We start from the raw sequence: 18,187 nt of genomic DNA on the forward strand, positions 1-18,187 counted from the left end.
CGTCGGACGCACCAGCAGTGCCCCCTGCCCCGGCCCCCCTCACCCGTCCACCAACCCCGTCTGCACCAACGGCTTCCCCCGCCTCCGCGAGACGAAGATGCCCCGTCCCGTCGGCATCGGGCGCGGGCGTACGCCCTGCAGTACGTCGCCCTCGTTCGGGTCGCCGGAGAGGACGACGCCCTGGGCGCCCAGTTCCTGCATGCGCTGCATGAAGGGTTCGTACGCGGCGCGGCTCGCGCCCGCCGTGTTGCGGGCGATGACGAAGCGGACGCCGACGTCCCTGGCGAAGGGGAGGAGTTCGGCGAGAGCGGCGAGCGGGTTGCCGCTCGACGTGGCGACCAGGTCCCAGTCGTCGATGATCACGTACACGTTCGGACCCTGCCACCAGCTGCGGTCCCGCAGCTGCTGCGCGGTGACGTCGGCGGACGGGGTGCGGCGCTTCATCAGGCCTTCGAGCGCGTCCACGTGGTGCTCCATGTTGTTGGACATGGGCACGTACTCGGCGAGGTGCGCGGGCGGGGTGACGTCGAGCAGGCCGCGCCGGTTGTCGATGACGAAGAACTGGCAGGCGGACGGGTCGTAGCGCTCCGTCAGCTGCTTGATCACCATGCGCAGCATGTTCGTCTTGCCGGTCTCGCTCTCGCCGAACACCAGGAAGAACGGGTCCTGGTCGAAGTCGACGAAGACCGGCTCCAGGAGGTTCTCGTCGATGCCGAAGGCGATGCCGCGCTCGGGGTGCGCGTTGCCGTGCGGGAGGGAGGAGAGCGGGAGCTCGCGCGGCAGGAGGCGTACGGCGGGGGCGCCGGGGGCCGTCCAGTGCCGGGCCACCTCACGGTTCATGGCGGTCGACGCGTCGGAGAGCTCGCTGTCCGAGTTGATGCCGTCGATGCGCGGCACCGCCGCCATGAAGTGCAGCTTCTCCGGCGCGATGCCGCGCCCCGGCACGCCCGGCGGCACGTTCACGGCCACCTTGCGGTCGATCTCGGAGTCCATCGTGTCGCCGAGCCGCAGCTCCAGGCGGTTCATCAGGAGGTCCTTGAGGTTGGCACGCACCTCCATCGAGCGGGACGCGGTGAGGACGAGGTGGATGCCGTAGCCGAGTCCGCGCGCCGCGATCTCCAGGACGAGCTGCTCCAGCCCCTCGTACTCCGTACGGAAGTTGCCCCAGCCGTCGAGGATGAGGAAGACGTCGCCCCAGGGCTGGTCGGCCACCGATATCTCGCCGCGCGCCCGCATCCTGCGGTACGTGGCGATGGAGTCGATGCCCGAGGAGCGGAAGTACTCCTCGCGGCGGGCCATGATCCCGTACACCTCTGAGACCGTACGGCGGACCTTCTCCGGGTCCAGGCGGGAGGCGATCCCGCCGACGTGCGGCAGTCCCGCGACCGCCGAGAGTCCGCCGCCGCCGAAGTCGAGCCCGTAGAACTGGACCTCGTGCGGGGTGTGGGTGAGGGCGAACGCCGTGACCAGGGTCCGCAGCAGGGTCGACTTGCCGGACTGGGGGCCGCCGACTATCTGCATGTGGCCCGCAGCTCCGGAGAAGTCCCGGTAGAGGGTGTCCCGCCGTTGCTCGAACGGCTTGTCCAGTACGCCGAGGGGTACGACGAGCCGCCCCGCGCCCTCGTACCCGGGCTGCGTCAGCCCGCGCCCGGGTACGCCCGCGAGGCCCGGCAGCAGCTCGTCCAGCGTCGGCGGATTGTCCAGCGGCGGCAGCCACACCCGGTGCGCCTCCGCGCCGCGCCCTTCGAGGCGCCGCACGATCACGTCCAGGACGGTGTCGGCGAGCGCGTCGTCCTGGGCGGGACCGCCCTCGCTGCGGGAACCCGCGGCGGGCGCCAGATAGCGCACCGGCACCGGGGCCGCGGTGAACAGCGCGGGCGCACGGTCCACCCGGAGCGTGCCGCCCGCCGCGGGCCGCTCGGAGCCGGTCCGGTAGACCCCCGACACATAGGCGGCCTTGAAGCGGACCATCTCGTCCGTGCCGAACTTCAGATAGCCCGAGCCGGGGACGTTGGGCAGCTGGTAGGCGTCCGGGACGCCGATGGCCGCCCGCGACTCGGCGGCGGAGAAGGTGCGCAGGCCGACACGGTAGGAGAGGTAGGTCTCCAGACCGCGCAGCCGGCCCTCCTCCAGGCGCTGCGAGGCGAGCAGCAGATGGACGCCCAGCGAGCGGCCGATGCGGCCGATCTGCACGAACATCTCGATGAAGTCCGGCATCGCGGTCAGCAGCTCGCTGAACTCGTCGATGACGAGGACGAGGGAAGGGATCGGCTGGAGCGGGGCGCCGGCCGCGCGCGCCTTCTCGTAGTCGTGGATGTTGGCGTAGTTGCCCGCGTCGCGCAGCATCTCCTGGCGGCGGTTGAGCTCGCCGCGGATCGAGTCGCCCATCCGGTCGACCAGGGTCAGGTCGTCGGCGAGGTTGGTGATCACCGCTGCGACGTGCGGCATCTGCGACATTCCGGCGAAGGTCGCACCGCCCTTGAAGTCCGCGAGGACGAAGTTGAGGGTCTCGGAGGAGTGTGTGACGGCCAGCCCGAGCACGAGCGTGCGCAGCAGCTCCGACTTGCCGGAACCGGTGGCTCCGACGCACAGGCCGTGCGGGCCCATGCCCTCCTGCGCCGCCTCCTTGAGGTCGAGCATCACGGGCGTGCCGTCCTCGCCGACCCCGATCGGCACCCGCAGCCGCTCCGCCTGCGAGCGCGGCCGCCAGGTGCGCGCGACGTCCACGCCCGCCGCGTCGCCGAGGCCCAGCAGGTCCGTGAACTCCAGATTGGCGAGCAGCGGCTCGTCGTCGTCCCCGCCGGACGCCATCCGCAGCGGGGCCAGCTGCCGGGCCAGCGCCTCGGCTGCCTCCCGGCTCAGACCGTCCGGCGCACCGTCGTACACCATGCCGTGCCCGGACTCCAGACGCAGCGCATCCGGCCGTACGACGACGGAAAGGCCGCCCCGCGCCCCGGTCATCTCACCCGGTACGACCTCGACGACGGTGACCCCCTGCAGCCCCTCGGGGGAGGCCAGCCGCGACATCGGCGGCACGGAAAGACCGTCGATCACCACGACGACGTGCGGCTCCTCAAGCAGCGGCTGCCCGCCCGGCTGGAACCTGGGCCGCCCGTCGAGCCGACCGGCCAGCAGGTCCTCCAGCTCCTGGACACCGGTGGCGACCAGCCGGCGGCTGCCCGCCCCGTCCCCGTCTCCCGCGGCCTGTGCGTGCGGCAGCCACTTCGCCCACTCCCACTCGGGGGCGTGCCTGCGGTCCGTGGCGACGGCGATCACCAGGTCCTCGGGGGAGTGCAGCGCGGCGAGCGAACCCACCACGGCACGCGCGGTGGACCGTACGCACTCCGGGTCGCCACTCACCGTCAGGTGGTAGAACGCCCGCAGCGAGACCGCCATCGGCAGCCCGTCCAGCGTGCTGTGCACGTTCAGGAACTGCTGCATCGCCCCGGCGGTGAGCGGTTCCAGCTCGTCGACGGGCGCGGTCTCCGGCGCGATCAGCGGAGTGGCGAGCTGCTGGCTGCCGAGACCCACGCGCACCTGCCCGAAGTCCGGGTCGGCCGGCCGCCGCTCCCAGACCCGGCTGCCCTCGGCGACCAGCGCCCACAGCTGCTCGGGGGAGGGGTGCAGGTAGTACTGCGCGTCACGCTGGAGCCGGGCGGTCTCCAGGACCGTACGCCGGGTCCGGGTGAGGTACTTCAGGTAGTCGCGCCGCAGGTCGGCGAGCTCACCCTGGGTGCCGCGCCGGTAGCGCACCAGCATCGCGACCGCCATGGCGACGGTCGCCGCGACCATCACCATGCCCATGATCTTCATGATCGGGTTCGGGGTCATGAAGAAGAACACCACCGATCCGCCCATGCCCAGCATGGGGAGGATCTGCATCAGCGCGCCCTCCTGCTGACCGCGCGGCAATTCCGGCGGCGGTTGCAACTGCACCTGCTCGCCGGGAATTTCGGATGGCAGCGCACGAGGCGGGCGCTTGACGACTATCTGGCTCACAACTCCCCAATTCCCCTACCGGACCGGAGTCGTTCCTCCTGGCAGCTCATGACGGACGACTCTGCCCGCGGGGATCCTAACTTGCGCACCGGTACCCGGGTCGGCGGTAGGGTGGCGCCCGGCGAGTACGCACCCGCGAACAGCGGGAGCAAACAGTGCGGTTGAGGACAACTGGGAATTCGTCGGTCGATCCGGTGCCGTGGGTGGTCATTTCGGACACCTGGTGTGCAACTGGGTGCAACCGGTGTGCACCTGGCGTGCGGCCGGTGTGCGGATGCCGTGCGGCTGCCGTATGGCTGCCGCGGAGCCGGTGCACAGCCGGCCGGCCTGCCCCGGGCGTGCCACCGGCGTGCGCGCAAGGGACCGGTCCCGACCACATCGTGAGAACCTGCGACGGGAGCAGAAGTTGAGTACGACGGTCTCAGCGCCGACGGCCACAGGCGGCCACCCGGGTGGAGCGAACGGCCGGTCGGCCCCCGCGATCACCACCACCGCCACGAGCGGCACCGGCTTCTGCCGGGTCACGGTCGTCGCCCCCGACGGCCGCATCGACGTGGCACTCCCCGACGACCTCCCCGTCGCCGACCTTCACCCCGAGATACTCCGGCTGTCCGGCCAGAGCCCCGCCGCGAGCGCCCCCGTCGGCTACCACCTGGTCCGCCGGGACGGCACCGTCCTGGACGGCGCCCGCACCCTGGCCGCACAGCGCATCCTCGACGGCGAGCTCCTCTCGATGCGCCCCTTCTCGGAGTCCCTCCCGCCGGCCGTCTTCGACGACGTGTCCGACGCCGTCGCCACCGCCGTCGCCCGCGACCGCACCCTGTGGAACGACCGCCTCACGCGCGGCGCGGGCCTCTTCGGCGGCGCCGTGCTCCTCGTCCTGCTGGCCTTCGTCCTCTGGAACGCCGACCCCCGCCACGACATGCACGGCCTGCCCGGCATCCTGGCCGCCGTCACCGGCACCCTCCTGCTGGCCCTGGCCTGCGTACGCGCCCGGGTGTACGACGACCGCGCATCGGCGGTCGCCCTGGGCACCGGCGCACTCGTGCACGCGGCCGTCGGCGGAGCCGGACTGCTGCCGCTCGGTGCCGGTGAGGGCATCGGCCGGCTCCAGTTCCTGCTGGCCTGCGCCACGGTGCTGATCGCCGCCGTCGTCCTGGTGATCGTCTCCCCGTACGGCGACGGCCCCTTCGTCGCGTTCGCCGTCGCCTCCGCGCTCGGCCTCCTCGCGACCTTTACCGCGATCCTGACCGACCTCAAGCCGGTCGAGACGGCCGCGATGCTGCCGCCGTTCGCGGTCGGCGCGCTCGCCTTCCTGCCCAGCCTCTCCACCCGGTTCGCCCGCCTGCCCATCGGCTTCGAACCGCCCCGCACCACCGTCGGCGACTACAGCACCGGCGCCGAACCCGCCCCGCAGGGCCCCGTCGACGCCGACCGCATCGCCGCCCAGGCCCGCCGCGGCCACGAACTCCTGGTCGGCCTGGTGGGCGGCTTCTCGCTCGCCACTGCGGGCGCCGCCGCCGTACTCGGCTTCTCCGGCGAGACCTGGGCACAGGCACTCGCCTTCGCCACCGGCCTCGCCATGCTGATGCGCGCCCACCTCTTCCGCTACACGGCCCAGGTCGGCTGCGCGCTGGCCGCCGGCCTCGCCGCCCTGGTCCTCCTCGGCCTCGGCCTGTGCCTGAACCCGCCGCACACCCTGATCCTCGAAGCCCTCGCGGGCGACACCACGGGCCTTGACATCCGTACGATCTGGCTCACGGCGGCGATCGCCGCGACGGCCGCGCTGATCACGGCGACGGGCCTGATCGTCTCGGGCAAGGGAGTCACCCCGTTCTGGGGCCGCTTCCTGGAGATCGCCGAAACCTGCGTGCTGCTCACCCTGCTGCCCCTGTGCCTCGCGGTCTTCGACGTCTACCACTCGATCCGCGCGCTGACTTCCTGAGACGGAGACGGAGACGGAGACGGAGACCGAGGGGCGGGGACTCGCACACCCCGCCCCTCAGTCCATCCTGCGCGGAGGTCCGAGCAGCGCGGCCTCGTCGCCGGACGTCGTGGTCGTCACCAGGTGCCTCTCCCGCCCCGCGCACCACAGGGTGACCCCGTCCCCGAGGCCGGGCAGCGCGTCGGTCTCTTCCGGGGCCAGCCCCAGCAGCCCGCCGATCCGCCGCGCCTCGTCGGGCGACACCCGCTGTACGCCGACGAGCGCCGACCCCCGGATCAACCGGGGCGCCACCGGACTCAGATACGGCAGCAGCGTCAGCACCGACTGCCACGCCGCGCGCACCACCCGCCCGCGCGGCGGCCGCATCCCACAGTCCCGTACGACCAGAACGGGCCTGCCCTCGGCGGCCCCCAGCACCGGCACCCGCCCCACATCGAACAGCTCGGCCCCACCCGCACCGACCGTCGCTCCCCTCCCCTCCCACACCTGCGCCCGCGCCGTCTCGACGGCCACCCGGACCCCGGCCGCCCCAGCGCGGAGCGCCAGGACCTGAGCGGTCCACAGACCGCCGATCAGCAGTACGTCGTACGGGGCGGCCCGGTGCACTCCGAGCAACAGCGCCCGCCCTTCGGCGTCGTCCCCGACGGACACCCCGTCGTCCCCGACCGGCAGGGCGTACGAACCGCCGAGCCCCTCCCTCGTACCCGTACGCCGAGCCCCGAACAAGCTCCTCACCGCGCACCTCCCAGCGGCAGCGTCGCGAGCACGCCCGGCAGCTGTTCCCGGTCCAGCCGTACGAGCCCCACCCGCGCCTCCCTGGCCGCCTGCTCCCACTCGCGCCGCACGGCGACGAGTTCACCCTCGTCCCGGCAGCTCACCCGGACGTGTGCGGACACCTCAACCGCCCGCCGCGACGCACTCCGCCGTACGGTCAGCCCGACGGTGGCCGTACGGCCGGGCAGCGCCGAGACCAGCCGGACGGCGCCTTCCGGTGCGCCACCACTGCCTGCCCCTGCTCCTGCCCCTGCTCCTGCGACCAGATAGGTGGTGTGCAGCAGCCCGCCTCCGCGCCACATCCGAGAGGACTCGGCACCAGCCCCATCAGCACCCCCAGCGGAATCCGAAGCAATCGCGGCAGCCACAGCCGAGTCGAGCCCCTCCCGATCCAGTACCTCCGCGCGCAGCCCCGCGCCCGCGATCCGGCTCGCCACCTGGTCTGCGGCCCGCACCAGACACCGCTGCGCCCCGCCGAGACCACCACCGCGCGCCGCCACGGCCTCCGCGCACCGCTCCGGATCCAGCCGCAACGCCACCCAGGTCAGCCGCAGCGCGGGCGACCCTCCACCGGACGGAGTCGTCCTCCGCACCTGCTGCACCTGCCGTACCTGCTGCACCACCTGCGCCGAAGCCAGCACGACCCCGTCCACCTCCAGCGCGTCCGCCAGCAGCGACAGCGGCAACTCCCGCGCCCCGCCAGCCGGACGCAGCCCAGGACCGCTCGCCTCGACCCGTACGACCGCCGTCAGGAACGTCCCGTCGCCCACCATGCCGACGACCCGCCGCCCCCGGTCCTCGTACGCGTACGAACGCAGCCCGCGCACCCCGAAGACGTCGTCACCGGAATCCGGCCGCCGGGCCCCCGCCCGTACCCGTACGCGAAATGAGACAGCCGCCGCGAGCCACTCGCAGGCTCCCCGCCCCCGCCGTCGCAGCACGGCCGGGGCCAGCCCCGCGAAGGCGAGCGCGAAAGCCGGCGCCCACCACGGAGAGCCACCCACGACCCCCGCCACCGCCACCGCGAGCGCCATCTCGCAGAGCACCAACTCCCGTACCCCAAAAGGCCTGTTGGCCCCACGCGCCCTCTTCCCAACCACCGTCCCCGCCTCCCGTCGCCCGCCGCGGCCGTAACTCCCGCTTCCGTACGGGAGTTGACGGAGCGTTCACCCTATCCGAGCTGTGAGTGACGGATTTCACGGACGGAACGGGGTCCGACGGCTACGACAGGGGAGAGTGGCGGCGGCCCGATGGCATCACGACGAGACGAACTCAACGCGTACACCTTCGCGAAACGGAGGCTGATCGCACAGTTCCTGCGCCCCACCCCGACCGGCTCGGACGAACACGCTCCACGCCCCCTGCGCGCGGTACTGCCGGGCGTGCTCGTCGGCGTGGTCGGACTGGCGGGGTTCGGGGCGTGGGGGTTGTTTCAGCCGGTGGCGCCGAGGGGTTGGGACGAGACCCGCGCGCACGTCATCATCGCCAGCAGGTCCACCGCCCGCTTCGTGGTGCTGGACCTCGACGGGGTCCGAAGGCTCCACCCGGTCCTGAACATGTCCTCCGCCCGGCTCCTCGTCAACAACGGTGCGGACCGCATCGTCAAGGTCGACGACCGGATCCTCGACGAGAGCAAGCTGGTACGGGGCCCCGCACTCGGCATCCCGTACGCCCCGGACCGCCTGCCCGAGCCGGCGTCGGCGGCCGCGCCCAAGACCTGGGCCGTGTGTGAACGGCCGGGTCACGGCGGCAGCCGAACCGTCCAGAGGGCACTCTTCGTCCTCGCGGGGAAGGAGCGGTCGGCCCTCGGCGACCGGCGTCGGCTGCACGGCGGCCAGGTCCTGTACGTCGTGGACCGCAATCGTGTCCAGTACGTCGTGGACGAGGCAGGCACCGCGTACCGGCTCACCGTCGACTCCGGCCTCCTCGCTCAGGTCGTTGGCCCCGGGCGCGTACCGCAGCAGGTGTCGGAGCGGTGGCTCTCCACGCTGCCCAAGGGCGGCACGATCAAGTTCCCCACTCCCGAGGGGGTGCCCGGCACGCTCACCCGTGCTCCCCGCGTGCAACCCCACTACAACAAGGTCGGAACGGTCGTGGTGACCGGCACCGCCGGAGGGCGGCGGCAGCACTACCTGGTACTGCCCGACCGGGTCGCCCCCGTCTCGGACCTCATGGCGAAACTCCTGGTCAACAACCCCAAGCTGGCCGCCCTCCACCCGCAGGGCAGCGCGATCCGGTCGGACGGCGGCTTCGCGCCGGGCGCGCCCTTCCTGCCACCGGGCCGGGGGAAATGGCCGCAGGCCACGTCCTGGGCCGTCAACTCGCCGAACCCCGCCCTCGGCAGCCGCAACACCGTATGCAGCGTGCTGCGCGCGGTGAACTCCGCCAACGGGGCGGCCACGCTGGGGACTTGGGCGGGCACCGGCTTCCCCCTGCCACTGCCGACCGGGACCACCACCGTGTACGTCACTCCCGGATCCGGCCAGTACTTCCGGCAGTTCAAGGGCACGCAGCCCGGGACCGGCACGGACTACCTGCTCACCGACACCGGCCTGCGCCACGCGATGCAGCGCAACGGGGACACGGCGAAGGGCACGGTGCGACCGGACAAGGGCGCGGCGGCCGCCGCCCCGATGACCGCCGCGCAACTCCTCGGATACGGAAGGGTCCGCCCCGCACTGATTCCGGCCGCGTGGTCGGAGCTGGTGCCGGCGGGGCCGAGACTGTCCACGGGGGCGGCGCAGCAGCCGCAGGGCTCATGAAGGGCTCTCGTACGGCGGGCGCACGCCGATTCCGTGCGTACCGGGGCCTCGTCCGCTGCGCGGCGACCGTCGCGCTGGTCACTCTCTGCGCGCCCGCCGCGCGGGCCGAGAGCGATCCGACCGGCGACACCGGACCGTGCACCTTCCCCAGCAAGCCGTACGAGGGCCGCCCGTGGCCCCTGCAACGCGTCCTGCTGAACGAGCTGTGGGAGCAGGCCACCGGCGAGGGGGTCACCGTGGCCGTCGTCGACACCGGCGTGGACATCGAGAACCCGCAGCTCAGCGGGGCGGTGAACACCTCGGAAGGCCGCAACTTCCTCGCGGAGGAGGGCAGGAGGAAAGGCGGTGCGGTGAACAGCACCCGGCCCGGCGCGATGAACGGCACCACGGACCCCGTCGGCCACGGCACCAAGGTCGCGGGCATCATTGCCGCCCGCCCGCACCCGGGGACCGGCTTCGTGGGCCTCGCTCCCGGCGCCACGATCCTCCCCCTCGTACAGAACGACGCCGAGGGCAAAGGCGACGCGGACATGCTGGCGGAAGCGATCGACTATGCGGTCGGCGAGGGAGCCGCCGTCATCAACATCTCCCAGGACACCGTGGACCCGGTGGACCAGAGGAGGCCGTCCCCCAAGCTGCACGCGGCGATCACAGCGGCCCTCGGCCACGGCCGCGTGGTCATCGCATCGGCCGGCAACGACGGCCTGGGCGGCGCGGTGAAATCGACCTACCCGGCCTCCCACCCCGGCGTGCTCGCCGTCGCCTCCTCCGACCGCAACAACGAGCGTGCGTACTTCTCCCAGTCCGGGGACTTCGTCGGCATCGCCGCTCCCGGCACGGACATCGTCTCCACGGTCCCGGGCGGTGGCCACTGCACGGACAGCGGTACGAGCTTCTCCGCGCCGTACGTCGCCGCGGTCGCGGCCCTCCTCAAGGAAAAGCACCCCGAGTGGAGCGGGCCGCAGATCGTCACCCAGATCCAGCAGACCGCGGAACGCTCCGTCCCCGGTCACGACCGCCTGGTCGGCTGGGGAGTGGTCGACCCGGTCCGGGCCCTCAAGGAGGACGAGCCCGCCCCCGGCACCCGGCCGGTACCGGACGGCGGCCCTCCTGAGGCACAAGCGGCACTGCTCCCTCCGTTCCGGCAGGGCGAGACCCCGCAGGAACGGGCCGTGCGCCTGGCCACGTACACCTTCGTCGGCACCGGCACGGCGGTCGCGGTGATGACGGGGGCCGCGGTCGCCCTGCGCGACGCGAGGCGCCGCGGACGCCGGGGGAGCCCCCGAGCCGACATCACCCGCTGAACGAGTGTCGCAATGCCAACCCGCCGAAGCGGTGATCCCGGGCAACACCAGCCTCTGACCAGCGACTTGGCCGGATCTCGGCGTCCGGTCCGATGGCACGCTCAACTGATCAGCAGCCACGCGGAACGGCCCCCACAGGGCAGGAAGAGAGGAGCGCCGTGCTCGACGGAGGCAGCGCGACCGGCAGCAGTGACCTCGAACGCGGAGTGGGCGCCCTGAAGCGTTTCCGCTCCCGTGTGCACGCGATACTGGCCGCCTTCGAGGACAGCGCGGCCGGCCCGCGAAAGGTGGCCGCCCACACGCTCACGCGGGCCCACTTCGGCGCCCCCGGCACGGCCTTCCCCGAGGCCGACGAACTCCACGCGCAGTACCGCCGTGTCCACACCGGCCTGGTGAAGCTCTCCCGTTCCCTCACCGAACAGATCGACTGCCTGAGCATCGGCGTGCACGGCGCGGAGATCGGCTTCGACAACCTGGAGGAGGAACTGCGCCGCCGCTTCTGGCGGATCCGCTCCGGTACGGAACGGCAGGACCCGGGGACCGGCGCATGACGCACTTCGAGTCGTACGGGCTGAACACGATGATCGACCTGGTGGAGGCAGGCGACCCGAAGGCCCTGGCGGGTGCGGCGGAGGCCCTGGGCGGGGTGCGGAAGGCGTTCCAGGAGGCGGCCAGGGAGCTGCGCGGCCACCTCGGGTCAGTGGAGTGGAAGGGGGAGTCCGGCACGGAGTTCCGCAGGTTCGGCGGACGCCTCGCGGACCACACGGACGACCTGGGTACGTACGCGAGCATCGTCGGCGCACACCTCACGGAGGCGGCGACGGGCCTGACGGCGGTACGCGGCGCGATGCCGCCCAGGGCCGCGACGGCCGGCACCGGCCTCCCCGCGTCGGAACCGCACCGCCAGGAGGCGATCAACCAGCTGAACCGGCTGGCTTCGTACTACGCGGTGTCGGGCGCGAACCTGGCCGCGCAGGAGCCGCCCCGATTCGAGGAGAGGCTGGACGCGGCGGTGCCGAGGCCGACGGACGGTGGGGGAGCGGCGGGGCCCCCGGGGGCCCCCCGGGCCCCCCCGCGCCCGCCGCACCACAACCCCGAAAAACCACCCAACCCCCCGCGCAACGGCGAACCGGGGACCGGCTTACGCCCCCCCGGGCCGCCGGGGCGGGGCGGGGGGGGGGGGGGGGGGGCGGCGGCGGGGGGGGGGGGGGGGCGGGGGGCCCCGGGGGGCCCCCCGGCCCCCCCCCGCGACAGGTGGCAGCACGTCCGCTGCACCACCGGGCAGCCACGGCGGAACGGGATACGGCGGAACGGGATACGACGGCGCCGGGCGGCGGGCGGACGCGGTCATGACCACCTCCGCTCCGGCCGCGTACGCCCCGTACGACACGCACTCCGCGCTCGACACCGCAGGCACCCCACCCGGCCCGCATACGGGACACGCACTGCCCCCGGCCGCCGCATCGGCAGAGCTCCCGACGACAACCGCCATGGAACTCAACAGCGTTACCCCTCCCACCACCGGTCCCTCCGGCATCCCCGCTCCCACTGCACCGCAGCCCACCCCATCTCCCCAGTCCCAGCCCCAGCCCCTGCCCCTGCCCCCGGCGGCCGCCTTCCCCGGCCCGCTCGCCGGGATCTCCGGTGGAACCCCGCTCGCCACCCCCGTCGGCACCGTGCTCCACACTCCCGCCGGAACCACCGGCCGGGCCGCCACCGGTGGGCCTGCCGTCGGCAGCACAGCCCCCCGCCCGCCCTTCGCCGCCGGCCTGCCGGGAGTGGTCGGCGGCTCCCCCGTCCGAGGGGTCCCGGCTCCGAGAAGCGCCACGGGCGGCCCCTTCACCCAGGGCGGTGCGGGACTCCTGCGCCCCGGGACACCGGCCACGGCACCCGCGCTCGCACCCGCATCTGCCCCCCGCACCTCCCAGGGCCCGAAACGGACCAACAGCACCCCGCCGTCCGCCCGTTCCGGGTCCAGGCTCCGTCACCCGACGGAGGACGAGGCGACCTGGACAGCAGGCCAGCAGCCCTCCGTACCTCCCGTCGTCAACCGCCCGCCCCACTGAGGCCCACCGAGGAGCCCCACCCATGGCAGTCCAGAAGGTCAATGACGTAGCCCTCGCCAAACTCCAGACGGAACTCACCAAGAACTTCGACAGCGTCAAGGGCCAGCTCCAGCGCCTGCACGCCACGATCGACGGCCTGGAAGGCCAGTGGCAGGGCATCGGAGCGGGCGCCTTCAACTCGAAGCAGGCCCAGATCAACCAGAACATGGTCCGCATCGGCAGGCTCCTCCTGAAGTTCCAGGAGGCGATCGAGGCGGCGCGCAGGATCTCCGGCAACACGGAGGACGAGGTACGCGCCGCCATGCGGGGCATCGACGTCACCCCGGGCCACGCGGGCTCGGCCCCGTCCCCCGCCACCACCCCCACCTCGGCCCTCAGCAGCTACTGACACCCCCACTCAGAACAGGAAAGGGAGCCCCATGTCCCCCAACGACGGAAGCATGCTGGTCACTTACGCAGCCCTGGACGAGGCGGCACGCACGATCAGGTCCCAGGCGGACAGGCTCGACGAGAGCCTGGAAGCGATCAAGGCGAAGATCGGCTCGGTCTCCCCGCTCTGGTCCGGCGAAGCCCGCGAGGCCTACAACGCCGCCCAGGCGGACTGGGACCGCGAAGCGAAGTCGATCCACACCTCGCTCCTCCAGATCGCCCGCGCGGTCAAGGAAGCGGCCCCGGCCTACCAAGCGGGGGACAGGCGGGCGGCGCAGGGCTTTCTGTAGCCCCGGGCAAGTCGTGGGCCCGGCTCCCCCGGCCACGGAGGTGGGGCCCGGCTCTCCCCCCCCCGGGTCACGGCGGTCGGGCCCGGCTCCCCTCCCGGGTCACGGCGGTGGGGCCCGGCTCCTCCCCCCCCGGGGCCACCGAGGTGGGGCCCGGTCCCTCCAGTCACGGAGGTGGGGCCCGGCTTCCCTCCCGGGTCACGGAGGTGGGGCCCGGCTCCCCCCGGGTCACGGCGGTCAGACCCGCTTCCCTCCGGTCACAGCGGTGGGGCCCGGCTCCCTCCCCGGGTCACAGCGGTGGGGCCAACTCCTCCCCCTTGCCCCTCCGCGTCACAGCGCTGGGCCCGGCTCCCCGTCCCCCACCCACCCCGTCTGCACCAACGAAGCCCCCCGCCTCCGCGACACCACCACTCCCCGCCCCGGCGGCAGCGCCCGCGGCCGTACGCCCCCGAACACATCCCCCTCGTTCGGGTCCCCGGACAGCACCACCCCCTGCGCCCCCAGCTCCACCATCCGCTGCACGAACGGCTCGTATGCCGCCCTGCTCGCCCCCGCCGTGTTCCGCGCCACCACGAAGCGGACCCCCACGTCCCGTGCGAACGGCAGCAGTTCCGCCAGCGGGGCCAGCGGGTTGCCGCTGGACGTCGACACCAGGTCGTAGTCGTCGACCACCACGAACACGGTCGGCCCCTGCCACCAGCTCCGCTCCCGCAGCTCCCGCGCCGTGACGTCCGCCGACGGTGCCCGCCGCCGCATCAGTTCCACCAGTGCCTCCACGTGGTGGTCCATGGAATGCGACATGGGCACGTACTCGGCGAGGTGCGACGGCGGCGTCGCGTCCAGCAGTCCGCGCCGGTTGTCGATGACGAAGAACTTGCAGTCCTCGCCCTCGTACCGCTCGCTCAGCTGCCCGATCAGCAACCGCAGCAGATTCGTCTTGCCTGACTCGCCCTCCCCGAACACCAGGAAGAACGGATCCCGCTCGAAGTCGACGAACACCGGCTCCAGCCGGTCCTCGTCGATGCCGAAGGCGATCCCCTCCGCCGGTCGCGCACCGCCCGCCGGCAGCTCCCGTACCGACAACTCCGTTGGCAGCAAACGCACTTGAGGGGCGGCGGCCACTCCTGCCCACCGCTCCGACACCTCCCGCACCAGCGCCGCCGTCGCCTCCGCGAGATCGTCCCCCGACCCCGCCCCGTCCCCCGACCCCGCCCCGTCCCCCGACCCCGCGCCGTCCCCCGCGCGCCCCCTCGGCACCGCCGCCATGAAGTGCAGCTTCTCGGGGGTCAGGCCCCGGCCCGGGACCCCGGCCGGCACCTGCGCGGCGACCCGCCGGTCCAGCTCCGAGTCCATGACGTCGCCGAGGCGCAGCTCCAGCCGGTTCATCAGGAGGTCCTTGAGCTGGGCCCGTACCTCCATCGAGCGCGAAGCGGTCAGTACGACATGGATGCCGTAGCCGAGCCCGCGCGCCGCGATGTCGACCACGACCGGCTCCAACGCCTCGTACTCCGTACGGAAGTTGCCCCAGCCGTCGATGACCAGGAACACATCGCCCCACGGCTGCCCCGCAGCCGGTCCCTCGCCCCGCGCCCGCTCGGCCCGGTACGTCGCGACGGAATCCACGCCCGCCGCCCGGAAGTACTCCTCGCGCGCCGTCAGCACGCCGTGGACCTCCGCGACCGTACGACGCACCCGCTCGGGGTCCAGCCGGGACGCGACCCCGCCCACATGCGGCAGCCCGGCCACCGCGCGAAGTCCGCCACCGCCGAAGTCCAGCCCGTAGAACTGCACATCACGCGGCGAGTGCGTCAGCGCGAACGCCGCGACGAGCGTCCGCAGCAGCGTGGACTTCCCGGACTGCGGCCCGCCGACGATCTGCATGTGCCCGGCCGCCCCGGAGAAGTCCCGCCACAGGGTGTCCCGCCGCTGCTCGTACGGCTTGTCGACCACCCCCAGCGGCACGCGGAGCAACCCACCGTCGAGCCCACCCACTCCCTCAGCACCCACTCCCTCAGCACCCCCACCCGTCAACTCGCCCAGCCCCGGCGGGCTCTCCAACGGCGGCAGCCACACCCGGTGTGCCGCCGGACCGCGTCCCTCCAGCCGCCGCACGACCACATCCAGTACGGAATCGGCCAGCGCCTCGTCCTCGACGGCCGTCCGCGCCCCGGGCACCACCGGCCCGGAGCCCGCCCCAGCCCCTACCTCCCTCCCCTCTTCCTCCTCCACGTACCGCACCGGCACCCGCGCCGCCGTGAACAGCACCGGCCGCCGCTCCACCGGCCGCTCGCCCGAGTCGGCGGCCTCGCGCACGTCCGCCGCACTCCGGTACGCCCCCGACACGTACGCCGCCTTGAACCGCACCATGTCGTCCGTGCCGTACTTCAAGTACCCCGACCCCGGCACATTCGGCAGCAGGTACGCGTCCGGCACCCCCAGCGCCGCCCGCGACTCCGCCGCCGAGAACGTCCGCAGCCCCACCCGGTACGACAGATACGTCTCAAGACCCCGCAGCCGCCCCTCCTCCAACCGCTGTGAAGCCAGCAGCAGATGCACCCCCAGCGACCGGCCGATCCGCCCGATCTGCACGAACATCTCGATGAAGTCCGGCATCGCCGTCAGCAGCTCGCTGAACTCGTCAATCACCAGAACGAGTGAAGGGATCGGCGCCAGCGCCGACCCACCGCTCCTCGCCAGCGCCGACCCACCGCTCCTCGCCCCGGCCGGCCCACCGCTCCTCGCCCCCGCCGCCCGCGCCCGCTCGTAGTCGTGCACGTTCGCGTAGTTGCCCGCATCCCGCAGCAGCTCCTGCCGCCGGTTCAGCTCGCCCCGGATCGAGTCACCCATCCGGTCGACGAGCGTCAAGTCATCGGCCAGATTGGTGATCACGGCCGCCACGTGCGGCAACTGCGCCATCCCCGCGAACGTCGCCCCGCCCTTGAAGTCCGCCAGTACGAAATTCAGGGTCTCCGACGAGTGGGTGACCGCCAGCCCCAGCACCAGTGTCCGCAGCAGCTCCGACTTCCCCGACCCGGTCGCCCCCACGCACAGCCCGTGCGGCCCCATCCCCTCCTGCGCCGCCTCTTTCAGGTCCAGCAGTACGGGCGTGCCGTCCTCACCCACCCCGACCGGCACCCGCAACCGGTCCGCCCGCGCCCGAGGCCGCCAGACCCGTGCCACCTCCACCTCACCGGCATCCCCCAACTCCAACAGATCCGTGAACTCCAGCCCCTCCAGCAGCGGTTCACCCGAATCCCCACCCGAAGCCACCCGCAACGGCGCCAACTGCCGGCCCAGCGCCTCGGCCGCCACCCTGCTCAGCCCGTCCGCCACCCCCTCGTACGCGACCCCGTGCCCCGACTCCAGCCGCAGCACCCCGCCCCGCACGACAACCGACAACCCGCCCCGCGCATCGCCCGCACCCAGCTCACCGGGCACGACCTCGACCACGGTCACCCCCTGCAGCCCGTCGGCCCCGGCCAGCACGGACCCCACCGGAACCGTCGCCCCGTCAAGCACCACCACCACATGCGGCCGGTCCGTCACCGCGGGCCCCTCCGCCCGGAACCGGGGCCGCCCCTCCAACAACCCCCCGAGCAACCCCTCCAGTTCGGCCACCCCACTGGCGACCAACCGCCGACTCCCGGCCCCATCCGGCTCCCCACGCACCTCCTGCGCATGCGGCAGCCACTTCACCCACTCCCACTCCGCCGCACACCGCTCACCGGCGGCAACGGCCACCACCAGGTCACCGGGGGAGTGCAAGGCGGCCAACGCCCCCACCACCGCACGCGCCAACCCCCTCGCTCCGGCCTCCTCCCCACTCACCGTCAAGTGGTAAAAGGCCCGCAGCGACAGAGCCATCGGCAGCCCGTCCACGGTTCCATGCACATCGAGGAACCGCCGCAGAGCCCCCGCCGTCAGCGGCTCCAGCTCATCCACGGGCGCGGTCTCGGGCGCCACCAGGGGAGTGGCCAGCGCCTGACTCCCCAGCCCCACCCGCACCTGCGCGAAGTCCGCGTCACCCGGCCGCCGCTCCCACACCCGGCTGCCCTCGGCGACGAGCGCCCACAGCTGCTCGGGCGACGGATGCAGGTAGAACTGCACGTCCCGCTGCGCGCACGCGGTCTTCCGTACGGCCCGCCGCACCTGCGCCAGATGCAACAGATAGTCCCGCCGCAGCTCGACGAGCTGCCCCTGAGCGCCGCGCCGATGCCGAACCAGCATCGCCACAGCCATGGCCACGGTCGACACGACCATCAGCCCGCCCATCACCTTCATGATCGCGTGCTCCCCCAGGAACAGGAAGACGACCGAACCCCCCATCCCCAGCATCGGCAGGAGCTGCATCAGCACCCCCTCCTGCTGCCCGCGCGGCAGCTCCGGAGGCGGTTGCAAATGCACTTGCTCCCCGGGCACACCGGGCGGCAGAACCCGAGGCGGACGCTTCACGACGATCTGGCTCACGGATCCCCAATTCCCCTACCGAACAGGCGTGTTATTCCCGCAATCGATCACTCGCGGGCACACCCGCCGGGGATCCTACTGGCGCCAGCACCTTCCCCCTGTCGATGCACAAGCGAACAGAATTCGCACACCAGAGGCGCTGGACCGCGCATCC

At 72.9% G+C, this 18,187-nt stretch carries 11 protein-coding genes; 7 read left to right on the forward strand and 4 right to left on the reverse strand.

Annotated features, from left to right (window positions below; all coding sequences use genetic code 11):
- Positions 1 to 39: 39 nt before the first annotated feature.
- Complete coding sequence (gene eccCa / locus ACH4SP_RS33970; protein WP_398420750.1) at positions 40 to 3,999, reverse strand: type VII secretion protein EccCa; 3,960 nt, start codon at positions 3,997 to 3,999, stop codon at positions 40 to 42.
- A gap of 274 nt (positions 4,000 to 4,273) precedes the next feature.
- Between eccCa (ACH4SP_RS33970) and eccD the strand changes: the two genes are divergently transcribed.
- On the forward strand, positions 4,274 to 5,944 hold the full coding sequence (gene eccD, locus ACH4SP_RS33975; RefSeq protein ID WP_398420803.1) for a type VII secretion integral membrane protein EccD: 1,671 nt from the start codon (positions 4,274 to 4,276) through the stop codon (positions 5,942 to 5,944).
- Positions 5,945 to 6,001: 57 nt separating this feature from the next.
- Here eccD and ACH4SP_RS33980 read toward each other — a convergent pair whose 3' ends face one another.
- On the reverse strand, positions 6,002 to 6,679 hold the full coding sequence (locus ACH4SP_RS33980; protein ID WP_398420752.1) for a hypothetical protein: 678 nt from the start codon (positions 6,677 to 6,679) through the stop codon (positions 6,002 to 6,004).
- On the reverse strand, positions 6,676 to 7,764 hold the full coding sequence (eccE, locus tag ACH4SP_RS33985; RefSeq protein ID WP_398420805.1) for a type VII secretion protein EccE: 1,089 nt from the start codon (positions 7,762 to 7,764) through the stop codon (positions 6,676 to 6,678). The genes ACH4SP_RS33980 and eccE overlap by 4 nt, the downstream gene beginning before the upstream one ends.
- Positions 7,765 to 7,968: 204 nt before the next feature.
- Here eccE and eccB point away from each other — a divergent pair, with 204 nt between their 5' ends.
- From eccB to ACH4SP_RS34015, 6 genes are all read left to right on the forward strand, one after another.
- On the forward strand, positions 7,969 to 9,480 hold the full coding sequence (gene eccB / locus ACH4SP_RS33990) for a type VII secretion protein EccB (RefSeq protein ID WP_398420754.1): 1,512 nt from the start codon (positions 7,969 to 7,971) through the stop codon (positions 9,478 to 9,480).
- Positions 9,477 to 10,784 carry a type VII secretion-associated serine protease mycosin gene (mycP, locus tag ACH4SP_RS33995; protein WP_398420756.1) on the forward strand — a complete coding sequence of 436 codons (1,308 nt, stop codon included), beginning with the start codon at positions 9,477 to 9,479 and terminating at the stop codon, positions 10,782 to 10,784. Before eccB ends, mycP begins: the two co-directional genes overlap by 4 nt.
- Before the next feature lie 158 nt (positions 10,785 to 10,942).
- Complete coding sequence (locus ACH4SP_RS34000) at positions 10,943 to 11,335, forward strand: hypothetical protein (RefSeq protein WP_398420758.1); 393 nt, start codon at positions 10,943 to 10,945, stop codon at positions 11,333 to 11,335.
- A gap of 798 nt (positions 11,336 to 12,133) precedes the next feature.
- Positions 12,134 to 12,850 carry a hypothetical protein gene (locus ACH4SP_RS34005; RefSeq protein ID WP_398420759.1) on the forward strand — a complete coding sequence of 239 codons (717 nt, stop codon included), beginning with the start codon at positions 12,134 to 12,136 and terminating at the stop codon, positions 12,848 to 12,850.
- A gap of 22 nt (positions 12,851 to 12,872) precedes the next feature.
- The gene (locus ACH4SP_RS34010) at positions 12,873 to 13,238 is read left to right on the forward strand and encodes a WXG100 family type VII secretion target (RefSeq protein ID WP_398420761.1); all 366 of its coding nucleotides are present in this window, start codon (positions 12,873 to 12,875) and stop codon (positions 13,236 to 13,238) included.
- Positions 13,239 to 13,269: 31 nt separating this feature from the next.
- Positions 13,270 to 13,569 (forward strand): WXG100 family type VII secretion target, encoded by a 300-nt coding sequence (locus ACH4SP_RS34015; protein ID WP_398420763.1) that lies wholly within the window; start codon positions 13,270 to 13,272, stop codon positions 13,567 to 13,569.
- 327 nt (positions 13,570 to 13,896) lie between these two features.
- On the opposite strand, the gene eccCa (ACH4SP_RS34020) is transcribed toward ACH4SP_RS34015, so the two are convergent.
- Positions 13,897 to 18,033 carry a type VII secretion protein EccCa gene (gene eccCa / locus ACH4SP_RS34020; RefSeq protein WP_398420765.1) on the reverse strand — a complete coding sequence of 1,379 codons (4,137 nt, stop codon included), beginning with the start codon at positions 18,031 to 18,033 and terminating at the stop codon, positions 13,897 to 13,899.
- Positions 18,034 to 18,187: the final 154 nt, after the last annotated feature.

It is taken from the genome of Streptomyces sp. NPDC021093 (assembly GCF_044333135.1).
In the GTDB taxonomy this organism is placed as follows: Bacteria; Actinomycetota; Actinomycetes; order Streptomycetales; family Streptomycetaceae; genus Streptomyces.